Raw genomic sequence first — 20339 nt, forward strand, 5'->3', positions numbered from 1 at the left:
TTCAGTAGAGGGGATACGAGATGTTGAATGCCTGGCACTTACCGGTTGCCCCATTTGTGAAGCAACATAACGATAAATTAACCATTACGCTGTGGCTGAGCGGAGAAAATCCGCCGTCTCGCGTGACGTTGCGCTCAGAATTCGATAATGAAGAAATCTCACTGGCGATGCGCAAACAGCGCCGCCAGCCGCAGCCGGGCGTGACGGCGTGGCGAGCGACGCTCAATATCGCGTTAGGGCAACCCCGTCGCCGTTACAGCTTTAAATTGCTTTGGCATGACCGCCAGCTTTGGTTTACGCCACAGGGATTTAGCCGTTTTCCGCCTGCGCGTCTGGAACAATTTGCGGTTGATGTGCCGGATAGCGGCCCGCAGTGGGTCGCCGATCAAATTTTTTATCAGATCTTCCCGGATCGTTTTGCCCGCAGCCAGTCTCGTGAAGCTGGGCAGGATAAGGTGTATTACCACCATGCTGCCGGTCACGACATCGTGCGTAAAGAGTGGGATGAACCGCTCACCCCCCAGGCGGGCGGTTCCACCTTTTACGGCGGCTGTCTGGATGGCATTTGTGAGAAGCTGCCGTATCTGAAAAAACTGGGCGTCACAGCGCTATATCTGAATCCGGTATTTACCGCGCCGAGCGTCCATAAGTACGATACGGAAGATTATCGCCATGTCGATCCGCAATTTGGCGGCGATCGGGCGCTGCTACGCCTGCGGCGTAAAACCCAGGTGCAGGGCATGAGGCTGGTGCTGGATGGCGTGTTTAATCATAGCGGCGACTCGCATGTGTGGTTTGACAGGCATAACCGCAGCACTGGCGGCGCGTGCCATCACCCGGACTCGCCGTGGCGCGACTGGTACTCCTTTTCACCACAAGGCGTGGCGCTGGACTGGCTGGGTTATCCGAGCCTGCCGAAACTCGATTATCAATCAGAAACGCTGGTCGATGAGATCTATCGCGGTGAGGACAGTATCGTTCGTCACTGGCTAAAGGCTCCGTGGAATATGGACGGCTGGCGGCTGGATGTCGTACATATGCTGGGCGAGGCGGGCGGGGCGCGTCATAATTTGCAGCACGTCGCCGGTATTACCCGGGCGGCAAAAGAGGCGCAGCCCGAAGCCTATATTGTGGGGGAACATTTCGGCGATGCGCGGCAGTGGCTACAGGCCGATGCGGAAGATGCCGCCATGAATTATCGCGGCTTCACCTTCCCGCTATGGGGATTTCTCGCCAATACTGATATCGCTTACGAACCACAGCATATTGATGCCCGGACCTGTATCGCGTGGATGGATAACTACCGCGCCGGGCTGTCACATCAGCAACAACTGCGCATGTTTAATCAACTCGACAGCCATGATACTGCGCGCTTTAAAACTCTGCTGGGTAAAGACGCGGCGCGCCTGCCGCTGGCGGTGGTCTGGCTGTTTACCTGGCCCGGCGTGCCATGTATTTATTACGGCGATGAAGTCGGCGTGGACGGCGCAAATGACCCCATGTGCCGCAAACCGTTCCCATGGGATGAACGCAAGCAGGACGGCAACTTGCTGGCGCTGTACCAGCGTATGGCGAAACTGCGCCAGAGCAGTCTGGCGCTGCGTCGTGGCGGATGCCAGGCGCTGTATGCCGAAGGTGACGTAGTGGTATTCGTGCGAGTTTATCAGCAGCAGCGGGCGCTGGTGGCGATTAACCGGGGCGAGGCCTGTGAAGTGGCGCTGGAAGCGTTGCCGTTGCTGAACGTGGCCGGATGGCAATGTAAAACGGGAAGCGGTGATATCCGCGAGGGAAGACTTAGTTTACCCGCGATTTCCGCGACGGTATGGATGAATCGTTGAGGCGAGGTGGTTCGTAACACCTTACGAATAAAAAAGGCTCGCATTCGCGAGCCTTTTATCAATGCACTGACTTACAGGCTGGAAATGTTCTCAGCCAGGTATTTAGCCACGCCGTCCGGAGAGGCGTTCATGCCTTCTTTGCCTTTTTCCCACTGCGCCGGGCAGACATCACCGTGCTCTTCGTGGAACTGCAGCGCGTCGACCATACGCAGCATTTCGTCGATATTACGACCCAGCGGCAGATCATTTACGACCTGGTGGCGAACAATACCGTTAGCGTCAATCAGGAAAGAGCCGCGCAGCGCAACGCCTTCGTCCGGGTGTTCGATACCGTAAGCTTTCTGAATTTCACGCTTCACGTCGGCGACCATTGCGTATTTCACCGGGCCAATGCCGCCTTTATCGACAGGGGTGTTACGCCATGCGTTGTGAACGAACTCAGAGTCGAAAGAAACGCCGACCACTTCAACGCCGCGCTTCTGGAATTCTTCATAACGTTTATCAAAGGCGATCAGCTCAGACGGGCAAACAAAAGTGAAGTCCATCGGCCAGAAGAACAGAACGGTCGTTTTACCATTGGTGTGCTGTTTGAAGTTGAATTTATCAACAATCTCACCGCTACCCAGTACCGCCGCAGCGGTGAAATCCGGGGCCTGACGAGTAACCAGTACCATAATAATTCTCCTGCAATATTAAGGGTTTTAGAACGCAACGCGGGCAGTATAGGGAGGGCGAAGCGACAAAACAATGCGGTCTTGACAATCAATGAGACAGCTTTTGCCTATCGATCGGGTCATTATAAATCGTAATGATGACCCTTTTATGACAGCGAACGATCTTTCTGCCAACGGCGGATCTGACGCACGCCCTCGCTATCAGGCCGTCACAGCGCTTTGCGGGCGGCCTGTGCCATCATACGCGGATAAAAATGCCAGAAGCGCTCTTCTAACGCGTCGTAGTGCGCGTCCAGATCGTACCAGGAATCACGCAAGGCATCCAGCCGGGGACGGCGATTCGCCATGCCATTCAGCACGTTTTGAATGAAATCCATATCGCGATACCGCTCTAACCATTTTTCTGACCAAAGATAATCATTCAGGTTGACAAAGCGCGGCGGGGAGTCGGGCAGAATCGTCGCGACCTGCGCATGGGCGTAGCCGACAAACGCCTGAAGTGGAAAATCAGGGGAGATTTGCGTCCAGTGGCGCGATAAAAAATGATCCCACATGACGTCCAGCGTAATGGGCGCCACGCGCCGCGTTTCATGGCGGAACCACTCTCGCGCCTCACGAACTTCCGGCAGGTTGTCGGTCATGACGTCAATACGCCGATGCATATAAATACCCTCTACCACGTCAGGAGGATAATGCGTTGCCGGGTTACCGCGGACAAAATCGGCCAGAAGATTACCGGAAAGCGAGCTGTCGGCAAGGTGCGCCAGATGCAGGTGAGCAAGAAAATTCATTATTGATTCTCTGTCCAAAAAGCGGGTAACGGTTGCAGCGGGAACGCCCCGGCACTAGACTACCCGCCTCTTATTTTAGTCTGAGTCAGAGTCATGCGCGTTACCGATTTTTCCTTTGAACTACCCGAATCCCTGATTGCCCACTACCCACAGCCGGAACGCAGTCGCTGCCGTTTGCTGTCATTAGAGGGGCCGACGGGCGCGCTGACGCACGGTACTTTCACCGATCTGCTCGATAAGCTCAACCCTGGCGATTTGCTGGTCTTCAATAATACCCGCGTGATCCCGGCGCGGCTCTTTGGCCGTAAAGCCAGCGGCGGCAAGATAGAAGTGCTGGTCGAACGTATGCTCGATGATAAACGCATCCTGGCGCATATTCGCGCTTCTAAAGCGCCAAAACCGGGCACGGAACTGCTACTGGGCGACGACGAAAGTATCCACGCGACCATGACCGCGCGTCACGGCGCTCTGTTTGAAGTTGAGTTTAATGACCCGCGTCCGGTGCTGGATATTCTTAACGCCATCGGCCATATGCCGTTGCCGCCGTATATCGACCGTCCGGACGAGGACGCCGATCGCGAACTGTACCAGACGGTCTACAGTGAAAAACCGGGCGCCGTCGCCGCGCCGACCGCCGGGCTGCACTTTGACGAGCCGCTGCTGGCGGCGCTTCGTGAGAAAGGTGTCGAAATGGCGTTTGTTACGCTACACGTCGGCGCGGGCACTTTCCAGCCGGTGCGTGTCGATACCATTGAAGATCACATCATGCACTCCGAATATGCTGAGGTGCCGCAAGAGGTGGTTGACGCGGTGCTGGCGGCGAAAGCGCGCGGCAACCGGGTGATTGCGGTCGGCACCACCTCGGTACGCTCACTGGAAAGCGCGGCGCAGGCGGCAAAAAGCGATTTGATAGAGCCGTTCTTCGGCGATACGCAAATCTTTATTTATCCAGGTTATCAATACAAAGTGATTGATGCGCTGATCACCAACTTCCATCTGCCGGAATCGACGTTGATTATGCTGGTTTCCGCATTTGCCGGTTATCAACACACCATGAATGCCTATAAGACTGCGGTAGAACAAAAATATCGCTTTTTTAGCTACGGGGACGCGATGTTTATCACGTACAATCCGCAGGCTATTTCTGAGCGTCCGTAAGAAGGCTATCTCACTTGCCATTTTGACGCCGGGCAGTGCTCGCCATCCTCACGTACTGCGTGTACGCTCCGGTGGTTGTGCGCTGGTCGACCCCAAACTGGCTGCGCCGATGACGCCTTCGGGAATTTATTAGCTATGGAATCATTCCGTAGCGAATCGTTAAACGTCGGACTGTTTTTCTGACGCAGGAGTGATAATGAAATTTGAGTTAGATACCACCGATGGTCGCGCGCGTCGCGGTCGTCTGGTGTTTGATCGTGGCGTAGTGGAAACGCCTGCTTTTATGCCTGTGGGGACTTACGGTACCGTGAAAGGCATGACGCCGGAAGAAGTGGAAGCGACCGGCGCGCAGATTATTCTCGGCAACACTTTCCACCTGTGGCTGCGCCCGGGTCAGGAGATCATGAAGCTGCATGGCGACCTGCACGATTTTATGCAGTGGAAAGGGCCGATTCTCACCGATTCCGGCGGCTTCCAGGTCTTCAGCCTCGGCGATATTCGTAAGATTACCGAGCAAGGCGTGCACTTCCGTAACCCGATCAACGGCGATCCGATTTTTCTCGATCCGGAAAAGTCGATGGAGATCCAGTACGATCTCGGTTCCGATATCGTGATGATCTTTGATGAATGTACGCCGTATCCGGCAGACTGGGACTATGCTAAACGCTCGATGGAGATGTCGTTGCGTTGGGCGAAGCGTAGCCGCGACCGTTTTGATAGCCTTGGCAATAAGAATGCGCTTTTTGGCATTATTCAGGGCAGCGTTTACGAAGATTTACGCGATATCTCGGTGAAAGGTCTGGTAGAGATTGGCTTTGATGGCTACGCTGTCGGCGGTTTGGCTGTCGGTGAGCCGAAAGCAGATATGCACCGTATTCTGGAGCACGTTTGCCCGCAGATCCCGGCTGACAAACCGCGTTACCTGATGGGCGTGGGTAAACCGGAAGATCTGGTGGAAGGGGTGCGTCGCGGTATTGATATGTTTGACTGTGTCATGCCAACGCGAAATGCCCGTAATGGTCATCTGTTTGTGACCGACGGCGTGGTGAAGATTCGTAATGCAAAGCATAAAAGCGACACCAGCCCGCTTGACGCCGAGTGCGATTGCTACACCTGTCGCAATTATTCACGCGCTTACTTGCATCATCTCGACCGTTGCAACGAAATATTAGGTGCGCGTCTCAATACCATTCATAACTTGCGTTACTACCAGCGTTTGATGGCGGGTTTACGCAAGGCTATTGAAGAGGGTAAATTAGAGAGCTTCGTAACCGAGTTTTACCAACGTCAGGGGCGACCCGTTCCACCTTTGAACGTTGATTAATTTTAATAATGAGGGAATTTGAATGAGCTTTTTTATTTCTGATGCGGTAGCGGCAACAGGTGCTCCAGCGCAGGGCAGCCCGATGTCTCTGATTTTAATGCTGGTGGTGTTTGGTCTGATTTTCTATTTCATGATCCTGCGCCCGCAGCAGAAGCGCACCAAAGAGCACAAAAAGCTGATGGACTCCATTGCGAAAGGTGATGAAGTTCTGACGAATGGCGGTCTGGTCGGTCGAGTGACCAAAGTAGCGGAAGCCGGCTACATTGCCATCGCGCTGAATGACACCACGGAAGTGGTTATCAAACGTGACTTCGTAGCTGCCGTTCTGCCGAAAGGCACCATGAAGGCGCTGTAATATTTCGTTTTCCCAAAGGGAACTGCCGTGTTAAACCGTTATCCTTTGTGGAAGTACATCATGCTGGTCGTCGTGATTATCGTCGGCCTGCTTTACGCACTTCCCAACCTGTATGGTGAGGATCCGGCTGTTCAAATCACTGGCGTGCGCGGCGTCGCCGCCAGTGAGCAAACGCTGATCCAGGTCCAGAAAACGTTACAAGAAGAAAAAATTCCCGCTAAGTCTGTGGCACTGGAAGAGGGCGCTATTCTTGCGCGCTTCGACACCACCGATACCCAGCTACGCGCCCGTGAAGCGCTGATGAGCGTGCTGGGGGATAAATATGTCGTGGCGCTTAACCTTGCGCCGGCTACGCCGCGCTGGTTGGCGGCTATTCACGCCGATCCGATGAAGCTCGGTCTTGATCTGCGCGGCGGCGTTCACTTCCTGATGGAAGTGGATATGGATACCGCGTTAGGTAAACTCCAGGAACAAAATATCGATAGCCTGCGCAGCGATCTGCGTGAAAAAGGCATTCCTTATACCACCGTTCGTAAAGAAAATAATTATGGGCTGAGCATCACGTTCCGTGACAGCAAAGCGCGTGATGAGGCGATCGCCTATCTGACGCCGCGTCATCGTGACCTGGTGATTTCCAGCCAGGGCGGTAATCAACTTCGCGCGGTAATGACCGATGCGCGCCTGAGCGAAGCGCGCGAATACGCCGTTCAGCAGAACATTAATATTCTGCGTAACCGTGTTAACCAACTGGGCGTCGCGGAACCTGTCGTACAGCGTCAGGGCGCAGACCGTATTGTGGTTGAGCTGCCGGGTATCCAGGATACCGCTCGCGCGAAAGAAATTCTCGGCGCGACCGCGACGCTGGAATTCCGTCTGGTGAATACCAACGTTGACCAGGCCGCCGCTGCCGCCGGGCGCGTACCGGGCGATTCCGAAGTGAAACAGACCCGCGAAGGTCAGCCGGTGGTATTGTACAAACGCGTGATCCTCACCGGCGACCATATCACCGACTCGACGTCCAGCCAGGATGAATATAACCAACCGCAGGTTAACATCTCGCTGGATAGCGCAGGCGGCAATATCATGTCTAACTTCACTAAGGACAATATCGGCAAACCGATGGCAACCCTGTTTGTGGAGTATAAAGACAGCGGTAAGAAAGACGCTAACGGTCGCGCCGTACTGGTGAAACAGGAAGAGGTGATTAACATTGCCAACATCCAGTCTCGGCTGGGTAACAGCTTCCGTATTACCGGTATCAGCAACCCGAACGAAGCGCGTCAGCTCTCGTTGTTGCTGCGTGCGGGCGCCCTGATTGCGCCGATTCAGATCGTTGAAGAGCGCACCATTGGCCCGACTCTGGGTATGCAGAACATCAAGCAGGGCCTGGAAGCCTGTCTGGCCGGTCTGGTGGTCTCCATCCTGTTCATGATCTTCTTCTATAAGAAGTTTGGTCTGATTGCGACCAGCGCGTTAGTGGCTAACCTGGTGTTGATTGTCGGTATCATGTCGCTGTTGCCGGGGGCAACGCTCAGTATGCCGGGGATTGCGGGTATCGTGTTAACCCTTGCGGTGGCGGTCGACGCCAACGTTCTGATTAACGAACGTATCAAAGAAGAGTTGAGTAATGGCCGCACGGTACAGCAGGCGATAAACGAAGGCTATGCCGGCGCGTTCAGTTCCATCTTCGATGCGAACATCACGACGCTGATTAAAGTCATCATTCTGTATGCTGTCGGTACCGGGGCAATTAAAGGGTTCGCGATTACGACCGGTATCGGTGTGGCGACGTCGATGTTTACCGCGATTATCGGTACGCGTGCTATCGTAAACCTGCTATATGGCGGCAAGCGCGTCACTAAGCTGTCAATCTGAGGAGTGCGATGTGGCACAGGAATACACTGTTGAACAACTAAACCACGGCCGTAAAGTCTATGACTTTATGCGCTGGGACTTCTGGGCATTCGGCATCTCCGGGCTGTTGCTGATCGCGGCCATTGTCATTATGGGCGTACGCGGGTTTAACTGGGGGCTGGATTTCACCGGTGGCACGGTAATTGAAATCACGCTGGAAAAACCGGCTGAAATGGACGTGATGCGCGAAGCGCTGCAAAAAGCGGGCTATGAAGAGCCGCAGTTGCAGAACTTTGGCAGCAGTCACGACATTATGGTGCGTATGCCGCCAACCGAAGGTGAAACCGGCGGTCAGGTACTGGGTAGCAAAGTGGTGACGATCATTAATGAAGCCACCAACCAGAACGCGGCCGTGAAGCGTATTGAATTCGTGGGGCCAAGCGTGGGCGCCGATCTGGCGCAAACCGGCGCCATGGCGCTGCTGGTGGCGTTGATCTCTATCCTCGTTTATGTCGGTTTCCGCTTTGAGTGGCGACTGGCGGCAGGGGTGGTCATCGCGCTGGCGCACGACGTGATCATTACGCTGGGGATACTGTCGCTTTTCCATATCGAGATTGACCTGACCATTGTGGCATCGTTGATGTCGGTGATCGGTTACTCGCTGAACGACAGTATCGTGGTCTCCGACCGTATTCGTGAAAACTTCCGCAAAATCCGTCGCGGGACGCCTTACGAAATCTTTAACGTGTCGCTGACCCAGACGCTACACCGTACGTTGATTACCTCCGGTACGACGTTAGTGGTAATTCTGATGCTGTACCTCTTCGGCGGTCCGGTACTGGAAGGCTTCTCGCTGACGATGCTGATCGGTGTCTCTATTGGTACGGCATCTTCTATCTATGTCGCATCGGCGCTGGCGCTGAAACTCGGCATGAAGCGCGAGCATATGCTGCAGCAGAAAGTCGAAAAAGAAGGGGCGGATCAGCCGTCCATTCTGCCGTAAACACGTATTTAAGTGTTATCTGAATCCCGGTCATGCGATCGGGATTTTTTTTATGTACCATGACGATAAACATTACTGACAGTATGCTGTCAGGAGCCCTGTCATACACTCCTCATGAATTAACCCACACACGCAGGAGGATGTATGAAAAACTTGATTAACTGGTTTGAAATTCCAGTTACTGATATGGCGCGTGCAATCGCCTTTTATGAGCAAGTGATGCAGATATCGTTACGTCGGGAAACCATGGATGGGGTGGATCTGGCCGTATTCCCGTATGCTGAACCCGGACCCGGCGGAGCGCTGATAAAGCAGGATGATGTCGCTCCAGTTGCGCAGGGAGTCGTTATTTATCTGCATACCGCCGATTTGTTAGCCTCGATTGAACGTGTCGTCCTTGCTGGTGGTAAGTGTGTTCTGGAACCCATGGTTCCCGGAGATGACATTGGAACCATCGCGTTGTTTATTGACAGCGAAGGTAACCGAATAGGTTTACATCAACCTGCGTGATATTTGCTAAATGTAGAGAGTCAATATGACCAGACGCGCTGACCGTTTGTTTCAGATCGTGCAAATTTTGCGGGGTAGACGACTGACGACGGCAGCGCTGTTGGCACAGCGGCTTGCGGTTTCTGAACGGACAATTTATCGCGATATTCGCGATCTGTCGTTATCCGGTGTGCCTGTCGAAGGTGAAGCGGGGAGCGGATACCGTTTAATGGCGGGTTTTGATCTGCCGCCCTTGATGCTTACCCATCGTGAATCGGAAGCACTGATGGTGGCTATACGGTTATTGAAAACCTGGGGCGGCGATTCGCTATCGCGCGAGCTTGAATCCGCCCAGGAAAAAGTGTTGGCTATTTTACCGGAAGAGAGCCGTCGTAAAGCGGAGCAGACACGGATTTACGCTCCGGATTTGGGTACATCTCCACATTCGCGCAGCGCGTTTGATCTTATCCATCAGGCCGTTTCGGCGCAGCAGGTGTTGGCGCTACATTATCGTGATGAAGCGGGGCATCTCTCTTCGCGGGATATACAACCGCTGGGATTGTTTTTCTGGGGAGAGCACTGGCTACTGGTTGCCTGGTGTGAGAGACGGGAAGACTATCGGTGTTTTCGCCTCGATCGCTGTTTACAAATTACTCCGCTTAACCGGCGATTTCGTGAAACAATCGACCGTTCTTTGCGTGATTTTTTGCGAAAAGTCGAGCACGAAAAAATGCCGTAAGATGTGATAGCGATACCTCTAACGCTTGTAAAACGGGTTGATTGGTCATCAGTTTGCCTGAAATAGCCTTGCTTACCTGGATATATAAGTTGCACAGAATCATTGCTAAAAGCCCGGCTTCGCGGGAAACTGCGCATAACCCTTTGTATTATTCAGGTACCTGTTAATTATGGCTATCATCCCAAAAAACTACGCGCGCCTGGAAAGCGGCTATCGTGAAAAAGCGCTGAAGCTGTTTCCGTGGGTGTGCGGACGTTGTTCCCGTGAGTTTGTGTATTCAAATCTGCGTGAGCTGACGGTGCATCATATCGATCATGACCACACCAATAACCCGGAAGACGGCAGCAACTGGGAGCTATTGTGCCTCTACTGCCACGATCACGAGCATTCCAAATATACCGAAGCCGATCAGTACGGTTCGACGGTCATTGCCGGGGAAGATGCGCAAAAAGATGTCGGCGAGGCGACTTATAACCCGTTTGCCGATCTGAAAGCGATGATGAACAAAAAGAAATAAGCAGACTGCTGACAAAGCTGTTGGTGCTGTTGAATGTTAGGTTACGCTTCGCTCCACCCAACGGAATCCGCAATATAAATGAATTATTGGTTTTCGTAGGTCGGATGCAATCTGGCATTTTTTCAGCCCCGGAGTTTGTCGCCAGCCCCAAATGTCCTGTAACGCATACATTGTCACTGGAATCCCGATCGCAAGGTTGGGATTTTTTTGTTTTTAAGTCCTGCCGATACTGGCGAGCAGAGTAGAATCAGCGGTAAGCCGGGGCAACCCGGTGAGGCGCAATGTTGCGGGGGCTTGATCCCCGGTGGCCTTGTCGCTGGAAAGAGAAAACCCCCGCACATTGTTCGGTATTCACCGGCAACATTACGGGGGCTAACTTGACTCCAGACAAGTTGAGGATAGCCGCGAACCGTTGCCATTGCAACAAAGGCGGCAATATGACGCTCACAGAGTTGAGCATTACTATCTGGCACGATCTGGCGGCACCAACGCTGGTCGGGATTGCGACAGGTCTGTTTTTAGGCTGGTGGCATCGCCGGAAGTAATGTGAAGTGGGCGCGACTCGCCGCCGCATGGCAGCATGCGCCCGAAACGGGCCAGAGGACGACCTCTGGCCTTTTTTGCAGGTTTAGAAGTTGTAACCCACGACCAGGTAGCCGCCCCAGCCGGTAGATTTCGCGCTGAAATCGCCGTCTCCCCAGTTCAGTTTTGCGCCATTCTGCCACTGTCCGCCGTTATGGAAGTAACGCGCAACGACCGAGTAGTGCCAGTGATCGTAGTTCAGCGCCAGGATATGGCTGGAAGCGATGGAGTTGCTGGTACGGTTCGGATCGTCGCCTAAATCAGATCCCCAGTCAAAGTTGGTAAAGCCGATATAGCTCAGTTTACCGCCCCACAGATCGGTGATGGGGACGAAGTATTTCACTTTGAAACGGTAGTCGTCCCATTCGTTTTCATTGGACGCGCCGTAGTTTTGCCACTGATATTTCGCATACACGTTCAGCGACAGGCCCATCGGCAGGCCGGTGTCGATATCGGTCCCCAGACCCATATACCACGTGCTCTGGCGGCTGGCTTTGTTATCGCCCATATCGTAGATGTAGTTGTTGGCGAAATACCACTCTTTAAACGGGCCGAAGCTCAGGTCTGCGCCGGTCAGCTTATCAATTGAGAAACGCGGTTCGATTTCCATGAACAGCGGAGAACCGTCGGACCAGATACCTTTATCGTTGCCGTTACCCCAATCAAAGGTTTTGGGAATATCGATATAGCCGTAGAAATCAAACCAGTCTTTTTTGGCAAATGCTTCATATTCCAGATAGACGTCGTTGTTCAATTTCGGCGAGAAACGGGTGTGGTAGCTGCCTACCACGTTTACGCTCTGGTGCCACCAGTCGGACAAATACTGCGGCTGATCATTTTCTGCTGCGTTAGCAGTAAAAGATGAGGTGAGCGCCAGCGCTGCGCTGACTGCGAGTAAAGTTTTTTTCATATGTATGCCACTGTTTGAAATCCCTTGCGGGAGTGAAAAGAACGCAATTTGCGTTTCTAAATATTTCGTGTTTCTGCGGAGCCTATTATAAAAATCATTGCTCACAAAAATATGTCTTGTTTCACATATCTATCATTTACGTAATCGATTGCGTTCACGTTTGCGCATTTTAGACGCGGCGACAGTACTATCTTTCATGAATATTACCAATCCATGTCATAAATGACGGAAATGTCAGTAGGGCAACAAAAGTCGCGCGGGGGATGTTGCGGAACGCACAAAACGCTCCGCCAGAACGTTTATTGATTAACAGGCTGAATATCATGGATGCGAATGAAGCCTAACTGCGCCGGAGTGATCCCCTTCAACGGTAACGAAATATTGACATCACTGGGCGCCAGCAAGCTGGCTGGGGCATTTACCAGAAGGCTCTGTGCATTCACCTCCTGATAGTTCTCCGTAGTGCCCTGAAGTTGCCCGTACTCTACGGTAGCGCTGAATGCCGGCAGCGGATCGCGGGACTCGCCCTGAATGTGTAACGTTGCGTGAGCGCCGTCTGCGACAGGCGTAATTTCCAGTAATGTCATACGTAGCGTACCGATCTGGCTCTCCAGCCGGGCAGGCGTATTGGCGCCAGGCAACAAATAGACGCCGCGGGTTGACTCCGCATTCAGCTTATTTTGTTGGGTAATTTTTACCGTTTCCTGATTCAGTTGGGTCATCTCTTTATTCAGGGTGCTAATGCTTTGATGCATCTGGCGAACTTCGCTCTGCGGCGCGCAGGCGGTCAGGCTCAAGAGACTTCCCACCAGGAGAATTCTTAGGTAACGTCTTGTCATGTCGATCATTTCCTTCATGGTTCGATAGCGTAATGGTAGTGCGCTATACGCACAAAGGCACCGATCCTTTATCTCAAAAGCGCTCCGCCTTTGTTGTCGCGCCAGTTCAGGGTAAAATAGCATTTCCTAAATCATCTGGTCAGGACGCCGTATGCATTGCCCATTTTGTTTCGCCGTAGATACCAAAGTCATTGACTCTCGTCTTGTAGGCGAGGGCTCGTCCGTGCGCCGCCGTCGGCAGTGCCTGGTGTGTAATGAACGCTTTACGACCTTTGAAGTGGCTGAACTGGTCATGCCGCGCGTGATAAAAAGCAACGATGTGCGCGAACCCTTTAATGAGGATAAGCTGCGTAGCGGCATGTTGAGAGCGCTGGAAAAAAGACCCGTCAGCGCAGATGATGTTGAAATGGCATTGAACCATATTAAGTCACAATTACGTGCCACTGGGGAGCGTGAAGTTCCCAGCAAGATGATTGGCAACCTGGTCATGGAGCAGCTGAAAAAACTCGATAAAGTCGCGTATATTCGCTTTGCCTCCGTCTATCGCAGTTTCGAAGATATCAAAGACTTTGGCGAAGAAATCGCTCGCCTACAGGACTAAGCCATGCAGGATGAGTTTTACATGGCGCGAGCGCTCAAACTGGCGCAGCGTGGACGTTTCACCACTCACCCGAACCCTAATGTCGGCTGTGTCATTGTTAACAATGGCGACATCGTCGGAGAAGGTTATCACCATCGCGCCGGAGAGCCGCACGCCGAGGTCCATGCGCTGCGGATGGCGGGCGCAAAAGCCAAAGGCGCAACCGCCTATGTCACGCTTGAACCCTGTAGCCATCATGGGCGAACGCCGCCATGTTGCGATGCGCTGATTGCGGCCGGCGTCGCGCGCGTGGTCGCCGCGATGCAGGACCCGAACCCACAGGTCGCCGGGCGCGGACTGTATCGTCTGCAACAGGCGGGTATTGCGGTCAGCCACGGGTTAATGATGAGTGAAGCGGAGGCGCTCAATAAAGGCTTCCTCAAGCGGATGCGTACCGGATTCCCTTATCTTCAGCTTAAACTGGGCGCCTCCGTCGACGGACGGACGGCGATGGCCAGCGGCGAAAGCCAGTGGATCACCTCGCCGCAGGCCCGGCGCGACGTTCAGCGCTTGCGTGCGCAAAGTCACGCTATCTTAACCAGTAGCGCGACGGTATTGGCTGACGATCCGGCCTTGACGGTGCGTTGGGCGGAGTTAGATGCCTCTACGCAGGCGTCTTACCCGCAGGAAAATCTGCGCCAGCCGGTGCGAATTGTTATCGACAGCCAAAACCGGGTAACGCCTGCGCATCGTATTGTGCAGCAGCCTGGCGAAACGTGGATTGCGCGTACCCAGGAAGATAGCCGCGCGTGGCCCGATTCGGTTCGTACTATCAGCGTGCCGGCGCACAACGGACATTTGGATCTGGTTGTGCTGATGATGCAGTTAGGCAGGCAGCAGATTAATAGCATATGGGTTGAAGCCGGACCGGGACTGGCGGGCGCGTTGCTGCAAGCCGGGCTGGTGGATGAACTGATTGTCTATGTCGCGCCTAAATTGTTGGGAACCCAGGCGCGGGGATTATGCGAATTGCCGGGGCTTGAGAAGCTCGCCGACGCGCCGCAATTTACCTTCAGCGAAATACGCCATGTCGGCCCGGATGTTTGCCTGCATATGGTGAGCGCATGAGTTCTCCCGTCGAAAGGGGAGCAGCGCTCAAATTATTATGATAAAATCCGCCCCCCTGCGGGGCCAAATGAACCCTGGAAGAGAGAATATGAACATTATTAAAGCTAACGTTGCAGCCCCTGACGCTCGTGTCGCCATCACTATTGCGCGTTTCAATCAGTTTATCAACGACAGCCTGCTGGATGGCGCGGTTGATGCCCTGACGCGTATTGGTCAGGTAAAAGATGATAATATTACCGTAGTGTGGGTGCCTGGCGCTTATGAACTGCCGCTGGCGACCGAAGCGCTGGCGAAAAGCGGTAAATATGACGCCGTGGTTGCGCTGGGAACCGTGATTCGCGGGGGGACTGCGCACTTTGAATATGTGGCAGGCGGCGCCAGCAATGGCCTGGCAAGCGTTGCCCAGGACAGCGGCGTGCCGGTAGCCTTTGGTGTTCTGACCACCGAGAGTATTGAACAAGCCATCGAACGTGCTGGTACAAAAGCCGGTAATAAAGGCGCAGAAGCTGCGCTGACCGCGCTTGAAATGATTAATGTATTGAAAGCCATTAAGGCCTGATTTTTTGTAAGGGGAATTCCGTGAAACCTGCTGCTCGTCGCCGCGCCCGTGAGTGTGCCGTTCAGGCGCTTTACTCCTGGCAGTTGTCCCAGAACGACATCGCTGATGTTGAATACCAGTTCCTGGCGGAACAGGACGTAAAAGACGTCGACGTTCTCTATTTCCGTGAACTGCTATCCGGGGTGGCGACTAACAGCGCGTACCTGGATGGTTTAATGAAACCGTATCTGTCCCGCCTGCTTGAAGAGCTGGGACAGGTTGAAAAAGCCGTGCTGCGTATTGCGTTGTTTGAGCTGTCAAAACGCAGCGATGTGCCTTATAAAGTGGCCATCAACGAAGCGATTGAACTGGCGAAAACCTTTGGCGCTGAAGACAGCCACAAATTCGTCAACGGCGTACTGGATAAAGCAGCTCCGGTGATTCGCCCCAACAAAAAGTGATTCACAGGCCGGAAAGATAGCGGGCGATCGATACCCGCCGTCTCCGGCCTTTTCTTTTTTTCTGCTGAGGCATAACGTATGGCATGTGGCGAGTTTTCCCTGATTGCCCGTTATTTTGACCGTGTAAGAAGTTCTCGTCTTGATGTTGAAACCGGTATTGGCGACGATTGCGCGCTCCTGAATATTCCTGAAAAGCAGACCCTGGCGATCAGTACCGATACGCTGGTGGCGGGCATCCATTTCTTACCCAATATCGATCCTGCCGATCTGGCGTATAAAGCGCTGGCGGTGAATTTAAGCGATCTGGCGGCGATGGGCGCCGATCCGGCATGGTTAACGCTGGCGCTCACGCTTCCTGACGTCGATGAGGCGTGGCTTGCCGCGTTCAGCGACAGCCTGTTTGAACAACTGGATTACTACGACATGCAGCTCATTGGCGGCGATACCACGCGCGGCCCGCTGTCGATGACGCTCGGTATTCATGGCCTTGTGCCAGCCGGTCGGGCGCTGAAACGTTCTGGCGCAAAACCGGGCGACTGGATTTATGTTACTGGCACGTTGGGCGATAGCGCTGCCGGGCTGGCGATTCTACGGGGTGATTTTCGCGTGGGAAGCTGGGGGGATGCCGACTATCTGGTCAAACGCCATCTGCGCCCGACGCCGCGTATTTTACAAGGACAGGCGCTACGCGATCTCGCCAGTTCGGCGATCGATCTTTCCGACGGTTTGATCTCCGATCTTGGTCACATTCTGCAAGCCAGCAACTGCGGCGCGCGAATCGATTTGGAGGCGCTGCCTGACTCCGAAGAACTGTGGAGACATGCCAATGATCCCGAACAAAAGCTTCGCTGGATGTTATCCGGCGGCGAAGATTATGAACTGTGCTTTACCGTCCCGGAGCTGAACCGTGGCGCGCTGGATGTCGCGCTTGGTCATCTGGGCGTGCCGTTTACCTGTATCGGGCAAATGACGGCGGATATCGAAGGGATTGCCTTTGTGCGTGACGGAGAACCTGTCACTTTTGACTGGAAAGGATATGACCATTTTGCCACGCCATAAAGATGTTGCGAAAAGCCGCCTGAATTTGCGCAATCCGTGGCACCTGCTCGCTACCGGCTTTGGCAGCGGGCTGAGCCCTGTGGTGCCGGGCACGATGGGCTCGCTGGCGGCGATCCCCTTCTGGTATTTGATGACGTTTCTGCCGTGGCAGCTTTATTCGCTGGTCGTGATGTTTGGGATCTGCATTGGCGTTTATCTTTGCCATCAGACGGCGAAAGATATGGGCGTACACGACCACGGCAGTATTGTCTGGGATGAATTTATCGGTATGTGGATAACGCTAATGGCGTTGCCGACGACGGACTGGCAGTGGGTGGCTGCCGGGTTCGTTATTTTCCGCATTCTGGATATGTGGAAACCCTGGCCGATCCGTTGGTTTGATCGCAACGTGCACGGCGGCATGGGGATTATGATCGATGATATCGTCGCCGGCGTGATATCCGCCGGCATACTGTATTTTATCGGTCATCACTGGCCGCTCGGTATTATTTAAAGGGTTTGCCGGATGGCGGCGTAAACGCCTTATCCGGCCTATCCCCGAACAATATGTCGATTTCGCAGGCCCGATAAGTGCCGCGCCATCGGGCAATGGCAGATTATTTAAATCCCACCACCGGATGCTGTTTGTACGGCGTTTCGAGTTCAGCAATCTGCTCCGGTTTGAGCGTTAAATCAACGGCATTCAGCAACTCATCTAACTGCTCTTCACGCGAAGTGCCGATAATCGGCGCGGCGACGCCTCGTTTACTGAGTAGCCAGGCCAGCGCAACCTGCGCTCGCGTTGCGCCAAGCGCCTCGCTGACGCCAGCCAGCCGTTCCGCTATTTGCGCATCATTTTTATCGCTTTCATCGTATAAATTTTTACCCACGTCATCCGAGACCAGCCGGGCCGTGGTTTCTCCCCAGGGGCGAGTTAAGCGCCCGCGCGCCAGCGGACTCCACGGAATCACGGCAACGCCTTCCTGCCAGCACAGCGGTAGCATCTCTCGCTCTTCCTCGCGGTAGATCAGGTTATAGTGATCCTGCATGGTGACAAACGGCGCCCAGCCGTGTTGTTTTTGTAGCGCCAGTGCCTGGGCAAATTGTGAGGCGTGCATTGAGGAAGCGCCGATATAGCGGGCTTTACCCGCCTTCACCACGTCGTTTAGCGCTTCCAGAGTTTCTTCTATCGGCGTGGTGTAATCCCAGCGGTGGATTTGCAGGATATCGACATACTCCATTCCCAGACGGGTGAGGCTATCGTCAATAGAGCGCAGGATTTGCGCGCGGGACAATCCTTCCGGCAGATCGCCGACGCGATGGAAGACTTTCGTCGCTACCACCACCTCGTCGCGCCGGGCGAAATCACGCAGCGCGCGGCCGACAATCTCTTCGCTGCTGCCGTCGGAGTAGCTGTTGGCGGTATCAAAAAAGTTAATGCCGCCCTCAAGGGCGCGCTTGATGATGGGACGGCTGCTCTCTTCGGGAAGCGTCCAGGCGTGATTGCCGCGACTCGGCTCGCCGAACGTCATACAGCCCAGACAAAGGCGGGACACCTGAAGAGCTGTATTTCCTAACGTGTTGTATTGCATGACTCCGCTCCTGTTATACCCGTCACTCTTCAAGCATAGCAGGAGCAAAGAGGGGATTATGCCAGCCAGGCCTTGATTTTGGCTTCAATGCCTGCGGCGTCAAGCCCCAGTTCCGCGCGGGCTTCTTCCTGCGTTCCTTGCGGGATAAAGAAATCCGGAAGACCGATATTCAGCACAGGTACAGGTTTACGATGGGCCATTAGCACTTCGTTTACGCCGCTGCCAGCGCCGCCCATAATGGCGTTTTCTTCCAGCGTCACCAGCGCGTCATGCTGCGCGGCCATCTCCAGAATTAACGTGTCGTCCAGCGGCTTAACAAAGCGCATGTCGACCAGCGTGGCGTTCAGCGCTTCGGCGACTTTCGCCGCCTCAGGCATTAAGGTGCCAAAGTTCAGAATCGCCAGTTTTTCGCCATGACGCTTCACAAGGCCTTTACCAATAGGCAGTTTTTCCAGCGGGGTTAGCGCCACGCCCTGCGCATTACCGCGTGGATAACGTACTGCCGTCGGGCCGTCGTTATAGTGATACCCGGTAAATAACATCTGGCGACATTCGTTTTCGTCGCTTGGCGTCATGATCACCATATCCGGGATGCAGCGCAGATAGGAGAGATCGAACGCGCCCTGGTGCGTTTGTCCATCCGCGCCAACGATACCGGCGCGATCGATGGCGAACATGACCGGCAGTTTCTGGATAGCGACGTCATGGATAACCTGATCGTAGGCGCGTTGCAGGAAAGTAGAGTAGATCGCCACGACGGGCTTATAGCCGCCAATCGCCAGGCCTGCGGCGAAGGTGACGGCATGCTGCTCGGCGATGGCGACGTCAAAATAGCGATCCGGGAATTTACGTGAAAATTCCACCATGCCGGAACCTTCGCGCATCGCCGGGGTGATCGCCATCAGCTTGCTGTCTTTGGCGGCGGTTTCACACAGCCAGTCACCGAAGATTTTTGAATAACCTGGCAGACCGCCGCTGCTTTTCGGCAAACATCCGCTGGAAGGATCAAATTTAGGCACCGCATGGAAAGTGATCGGATCTTTTTCCGCGGGCTCATAGCCGCGGCCTTTCTTGGTCATGATATGCAGGAACTGCGGGCCTTTCAGGTCGCGCATGTTCTTCAATGTGCTGATAAGCCCCATGACATCGTGACCATCGACCGGCCCGATGTAGTTAAAGCCCAGCTCTTCGAACAGTGTTCCCGGCACAACCATGCCTTTAATATGTTCTTCGGTACGCTTGAGCAGTTCTTTAATTGGCGGTACGCCGGAGAAGACCTTTTTTCCGCCTTCGCGCAGAGAAGAGTAAAGCTTACCGGAAAGTAGCTGCGCCAGATGGTTGTTGAGCGCGCCGACGTTTTCCGAAATCGACATTTCATTGTCGTTCAGAATGACCAGCATGTCGGGCCGGATATCGCCTGCGTGATTCATTGCTTCAAACGCCATACCGGCGGTGATGGCGCCGTCGCCAATCACACAGACGGTGCGGCGATCTTTGCTTTCTTTCTCCGCTGCCACGGCAATACCGATACCGGCGCTGATGGAGGTGGAGGAATGCCCAACGCTCAGCACATCGTATTCGCTTTCTCCGCGCCACGGGAACGGGTGCAGACCGCCTTTCTGGCGAATGGTGCCGATTTTGTCGCGACGACCGGTAAGGATTTTATGTGGATAAGCCTGGTGACCAACATCCCAGATTAGCTGGTCAAACGGGGTGTTGTAGACATAATGCAGCGCCACGGTAAGTTCTACCGTGCCCAGCCCGGAAGCGAAGTGCCCGCTGGAACGGCTTACGCTGTCGAGTAAGTAGCGGCGTAGCTCGTCGCAGAGTTTCGGCAGACTCTCTTTCGGTAACAGTCGTAACTCCTGGGTGGAGTCGACCAATGCCAGGGTAGGGTATTTGGCTATATCAAAACTCATCGCAAGCTCA

General features: G+C 54.1%; 22 protein-coding genes and 1 pseudogene. 16 read left to right on the forward strand and 7 right to left on the reverse strand.

Annotated elements, in window-relative coordinates; translation table 11 throughout:
• Nucleotides 1-20: 20 nt before the first annotated feature.
• On the forward strand, nucleotides 21-1838 hold the full coding sequence (gene malZ, locus ACFK9X_RS06435; RefSeq protein ID WP_151115900.1) for a maltodextrin glucosidase: 1818 nt from the start codon (nucleotides 21-23) through the stop codon (nucleotides 1836-1838).
• Nucleotides 1839-1909: 71 nt separating this feature from the next.
• On the opposite strand, the gene ACFK9X_RS06440 is transcribed toward malZ, so the two are convergent.
• A complete protein-coding gene (locus ACFK9X_RS06440) occupies nucleotides 1910-2512 on the reverse strand; it encodes a peroxiredoxin (RefSeq protein ID WP_000244731.1) in 603 nt (200 codons plus the stop codon).
• A gap of 209 nt (nucleotides 2513-2721) precedes the next feature.
• Entirely contained in the window at nucleotides 2722-3303 is a 582-nt protein-coding gene (acpH, locus tag ACFK9X_RS06445; protein ID WP_001009858.1) for an ACP phosphodiesterase, read from the reverse strand.
• A gap of 93 nt (nucleotides 3304-3396) precedes the next feature.
• Here acpH and queA point away from each other — a divergent pair, with 93 nt between their 5' ends.
• The 9 genes from queA (at nucleotide 3397) to ACFK9X_RS06490 (ending at nucleotide 11287) form a co-directional block, all read left to right on the forward strand.
• A complete protein-coding gene (gene queA / locus ACFK9X_RS06450; protein WP_001266530.1) occupies nucleotides 3397-4461 on the forward strand; it encodes a tRNA preQ1(34) S-adenosylmethionine ribosyltransferase-isomerase QueA in 1065 nt (354 codons plus the stop codon).
• Between the two features lie 196 nt (nucleotides 4462-4657).
• The gene (gene tgt, locus ACFK9X_RS06455; RefSeq protein WP_000667305.1) at nucleotides 4658-5785 is read left to right on the forward strand and encodes a tRNA guanosine(34) transglycosylase Tgt; all 1128 of its coding nucleotides are present in this window, start codon (nucleotides 4658-4660) and stop codon (nucleotides 5783-5785) included.
• 22 nt (nucleotides 5786-5807) lie between these two features.
• Entirely contained in the window at nucleotides 5808-6140 is a 333-nt protein-coding gene (gene yajC, locus ACFK9X_RS06460; protein ID WP_000007628.1) for a preprotein translocase subunit YajC, read from the forward strand.
• Between the two features lie 27 nt (nucleotides 6141-6167).
• A complete protein-coding gene (secD, locus tag ACFK9X_RS06465) occupies nucleotides 6168-8015 on the forward strand; it encodes a protein translocase subunit SecD (RefSeq protein ID WP_000934808.1) in 1848 nt (615 codons plus the stop codon).
• A gap of 10 nt (nucleotides 8016-8025) precedes the next feature.
• A complete protein-coding gene (gene secF / locus ACFK9X_RS06470) occupies nucleotides 8026-8997 on the forward strand; it encodes a protein translocase subunit SecF (protein ID WP_000046629.1) in 972 nt (323 codons plus the stop codon).
• A gap of 144 nt (nucleotides 8998-9141) precedes the next feature.
• Nucleotides 9142-9507 carry a VOC family protein gene (locus ACFK9X_RS06475; protein ID WP_000793038.1) on the forward strand — a complete coding sequence of 122 codons (366 nt, stop codon included), beginning with the start codon at nucleotides 9142-9144 and terminating at the stop codon, nucleotides 9505-9507.
• Between the two features lie 25 nt (nucleotides 9508-9532).
• Nucleotides 9533-10225: a YafY family protein gene (locus tag ACFK9X_RS06480; protein ID WP_000198318.1), complete on the forward strand. Its 693-nt coding sequence runs from the start codon at nucleotides 9533-9535 to the stop codon at nucleotides 10223-10225.
• A 169-nt stretch (nucleotides 10226-10394) separates the two neighbouring features.
• On the forward strand, nucleotides 10395-10742 hold the full coding sequence (gene yajD, locus ACFK9X_RS06485) for an HNH nuclease YajD (protein ID WP_000974818.1): 348 nt from the start codon (nucleotides 10395-10397) through the stop codon (nucleotides 10740-10742).
• 437 nt (nucleotides 10743-11179) lie between these two features.
• The gene (locus ACFK9X_RS06490) at nucleotides 11180-11287 is read left to right on the forward strand and encodes a type I toxin-antitoxin system toxin Ldr family protein (RefSeq protein ID WP_000176312.1); all 108 of its coding nucleotides are present in this window, start codon (nucleotides 11180-11182) and stop codon (nucleotides 11285-11287) included.
• An 83-nt stretch (nucleotides 11288-11370) separates the two neighbouring features.
• Here ACFK9X_RS06490 and ACFK9X_RS06495 read toward each other — a convergent pair whose 3' ends face one another.
• Nucleotides 11371-12234: a nucleoside-specific channel-forming protein Tsx gene (locus ACFK9X_RS06495; RefSeq protein WP_151115902.1), complete on the reverse strand. Its 864-nt coding sequence runs from the start codon at nucleotides 12232-12234 to the stop codon at nucleotides 11371-11373.
• 299 nt (nucleotides 12235-12533) lie between these two features.
• Entirely contained in the window at nucleotides 12534-13073 is a 540-nt protein-coding gene (locus ACFK9X_RS06500) for a DUF3251 domain-containing protein (RefSeq protein ID WP_000198484.1), read from the reverse strand.
• 151 nt (nucleotides 13074-13224) lie between these two features.
• Here ACFK9X_RS06500 and nrdR point away from each other — a divergent pair, with 151 nt between their 5' ends.
• From nrdR to pgpA, 6 genes are all read left to right on the forward strand, one after another.
• Nucleotides 13225-13674 (forward strand): transcriptional regulator NrdR, encoded by a 450-nt coding sequence (nrdR, locus tag ACFK9X_RS06505; RefSeq protein WP_000543533.1) that lies wholly within the window; start codon nucleotides 13225-13227, stop codon nucleotides 13672-13674.
• 3 nt (nucleotides 13675-13677) lie between these two features.
• Nucleotides 13678-14781 carry a bifunctional diaminohydroxyphosphoribosylaminopyrimidine deaminase/5-amino-6-(5-phosphoribosylamino)uracil reductase RibD gene (ribD, locus tag ACFK9X_RS06510; protein ID WP_001150218.1) on the forward strand — a complete coding sequence of 368 codons (1104 nt, stop codon included), beginning with the start codon at nucleotides 13678-13680 and terminating at the stop codon, nucleotides 14779-14781.
• Nucleotides 14782-14869: 88 nt separating this feature from the next.
• Nucleotides 14870-15340, forward strand: a complete 471-nt coding sequence (ribE, locus tag ACFK9X_RS06515) for a 6,7-dimethyl-8-ribityllumazine synthase (protein ID WP_001021372.1) — start codon at nucleotides 14870-14872, stop codon at nucleotides 15338-15340.
• 20 nt (nucleotides 15341-15360) lie between these two features.
• Entirely contained in the window at nucleotides 15361-15780 is a 420-nt protein-coding gene (gene nusB, locus ACFK9X_RS06520) for a transcription antitermination factor NusB (RefSeq protein ID WP_000801129.1), read from the forward strand.
• A gap of 78 nt (nucleotides 15781-15858) precedes the next feature.
• Entirely contained in the window at nucleotides 15859-16839 is a 981-nt protein-coding gene (gene thiL / locus ACFK9X_RS06525) for a thiamine-phosphate kinase (protein ID WP_151115904.1), read from the forward strand.
• The gene (pgpA, locus tag ACFK9X_RS06530; RefSeq protein WP_000154063.1) at nucleotides 16817-17332 is read left to right on the forward strand and encodes a phosphatidylglycerophosphatase A; all 516 of its coding nucleotides are present in this window, start codon (nucleotides 16817-16819) and stop codon (nucleotides 17330-17332) included. Before thiL ends, pgpA begins: the two co-directional genes overlap by 23 nt.
• Before the next feature lie 4 nt (nucleotides 17333-17336).
• Here pgpA and ACFK9X_RS06535 read toward each other — a convergent pair.
• The 3 genes and pseudogenes from ACFK9X_RS06535 to dxs form a co-directional block, all read right to left on the reverse strand.
• Nucleotides 17337-17428 (reverse strand): annotated as a pseudogene (locus ACFK9X_RS06535) (hypothetical protein); the annotation flags it as partial.
• A 7-nt stretch (nucleotides 17429-17435) separates the two neighbouring features.
• Entirely contained in the window at nucleotides 17436-18410 is a 975-nt protein-coding gene (locus ACFK9X_RS06540) for an aldo/keto reductase (RefSeq protein ID WP_151115906.1), read from the reverse strand.
• 56 nt (nucleotides 18411-18466) lie between these two features.
• Nucleotides 18467-20329 carry a 1-deoxy-D-xylulose-5-phosphate synthase gene (dxs, locus tag ACFK9X_RS06545; RefSeq protein ID WP_151115908.1) on the reverse strand — a complete coding sequence of 621 codons (1863 nt, stop codon included), beginning with the start codon at nucleotides 20327-20329 and terminating at the stop codon, nucleotides 18467-18469.
• Nucleotides 20330-20339 lie beyond the last annotated feature (10 nt).

This window comes from Salmonella sp. WC3 (genome assembly GCF_042932255.1).
Taxonomy (GTDB): domain Bacteria; phylum Pseudomonadota; class Gammaproteobacteria; order Enterobacterales; family Enterobacteriaceae; genus Salmonella; species Salmonella enterica.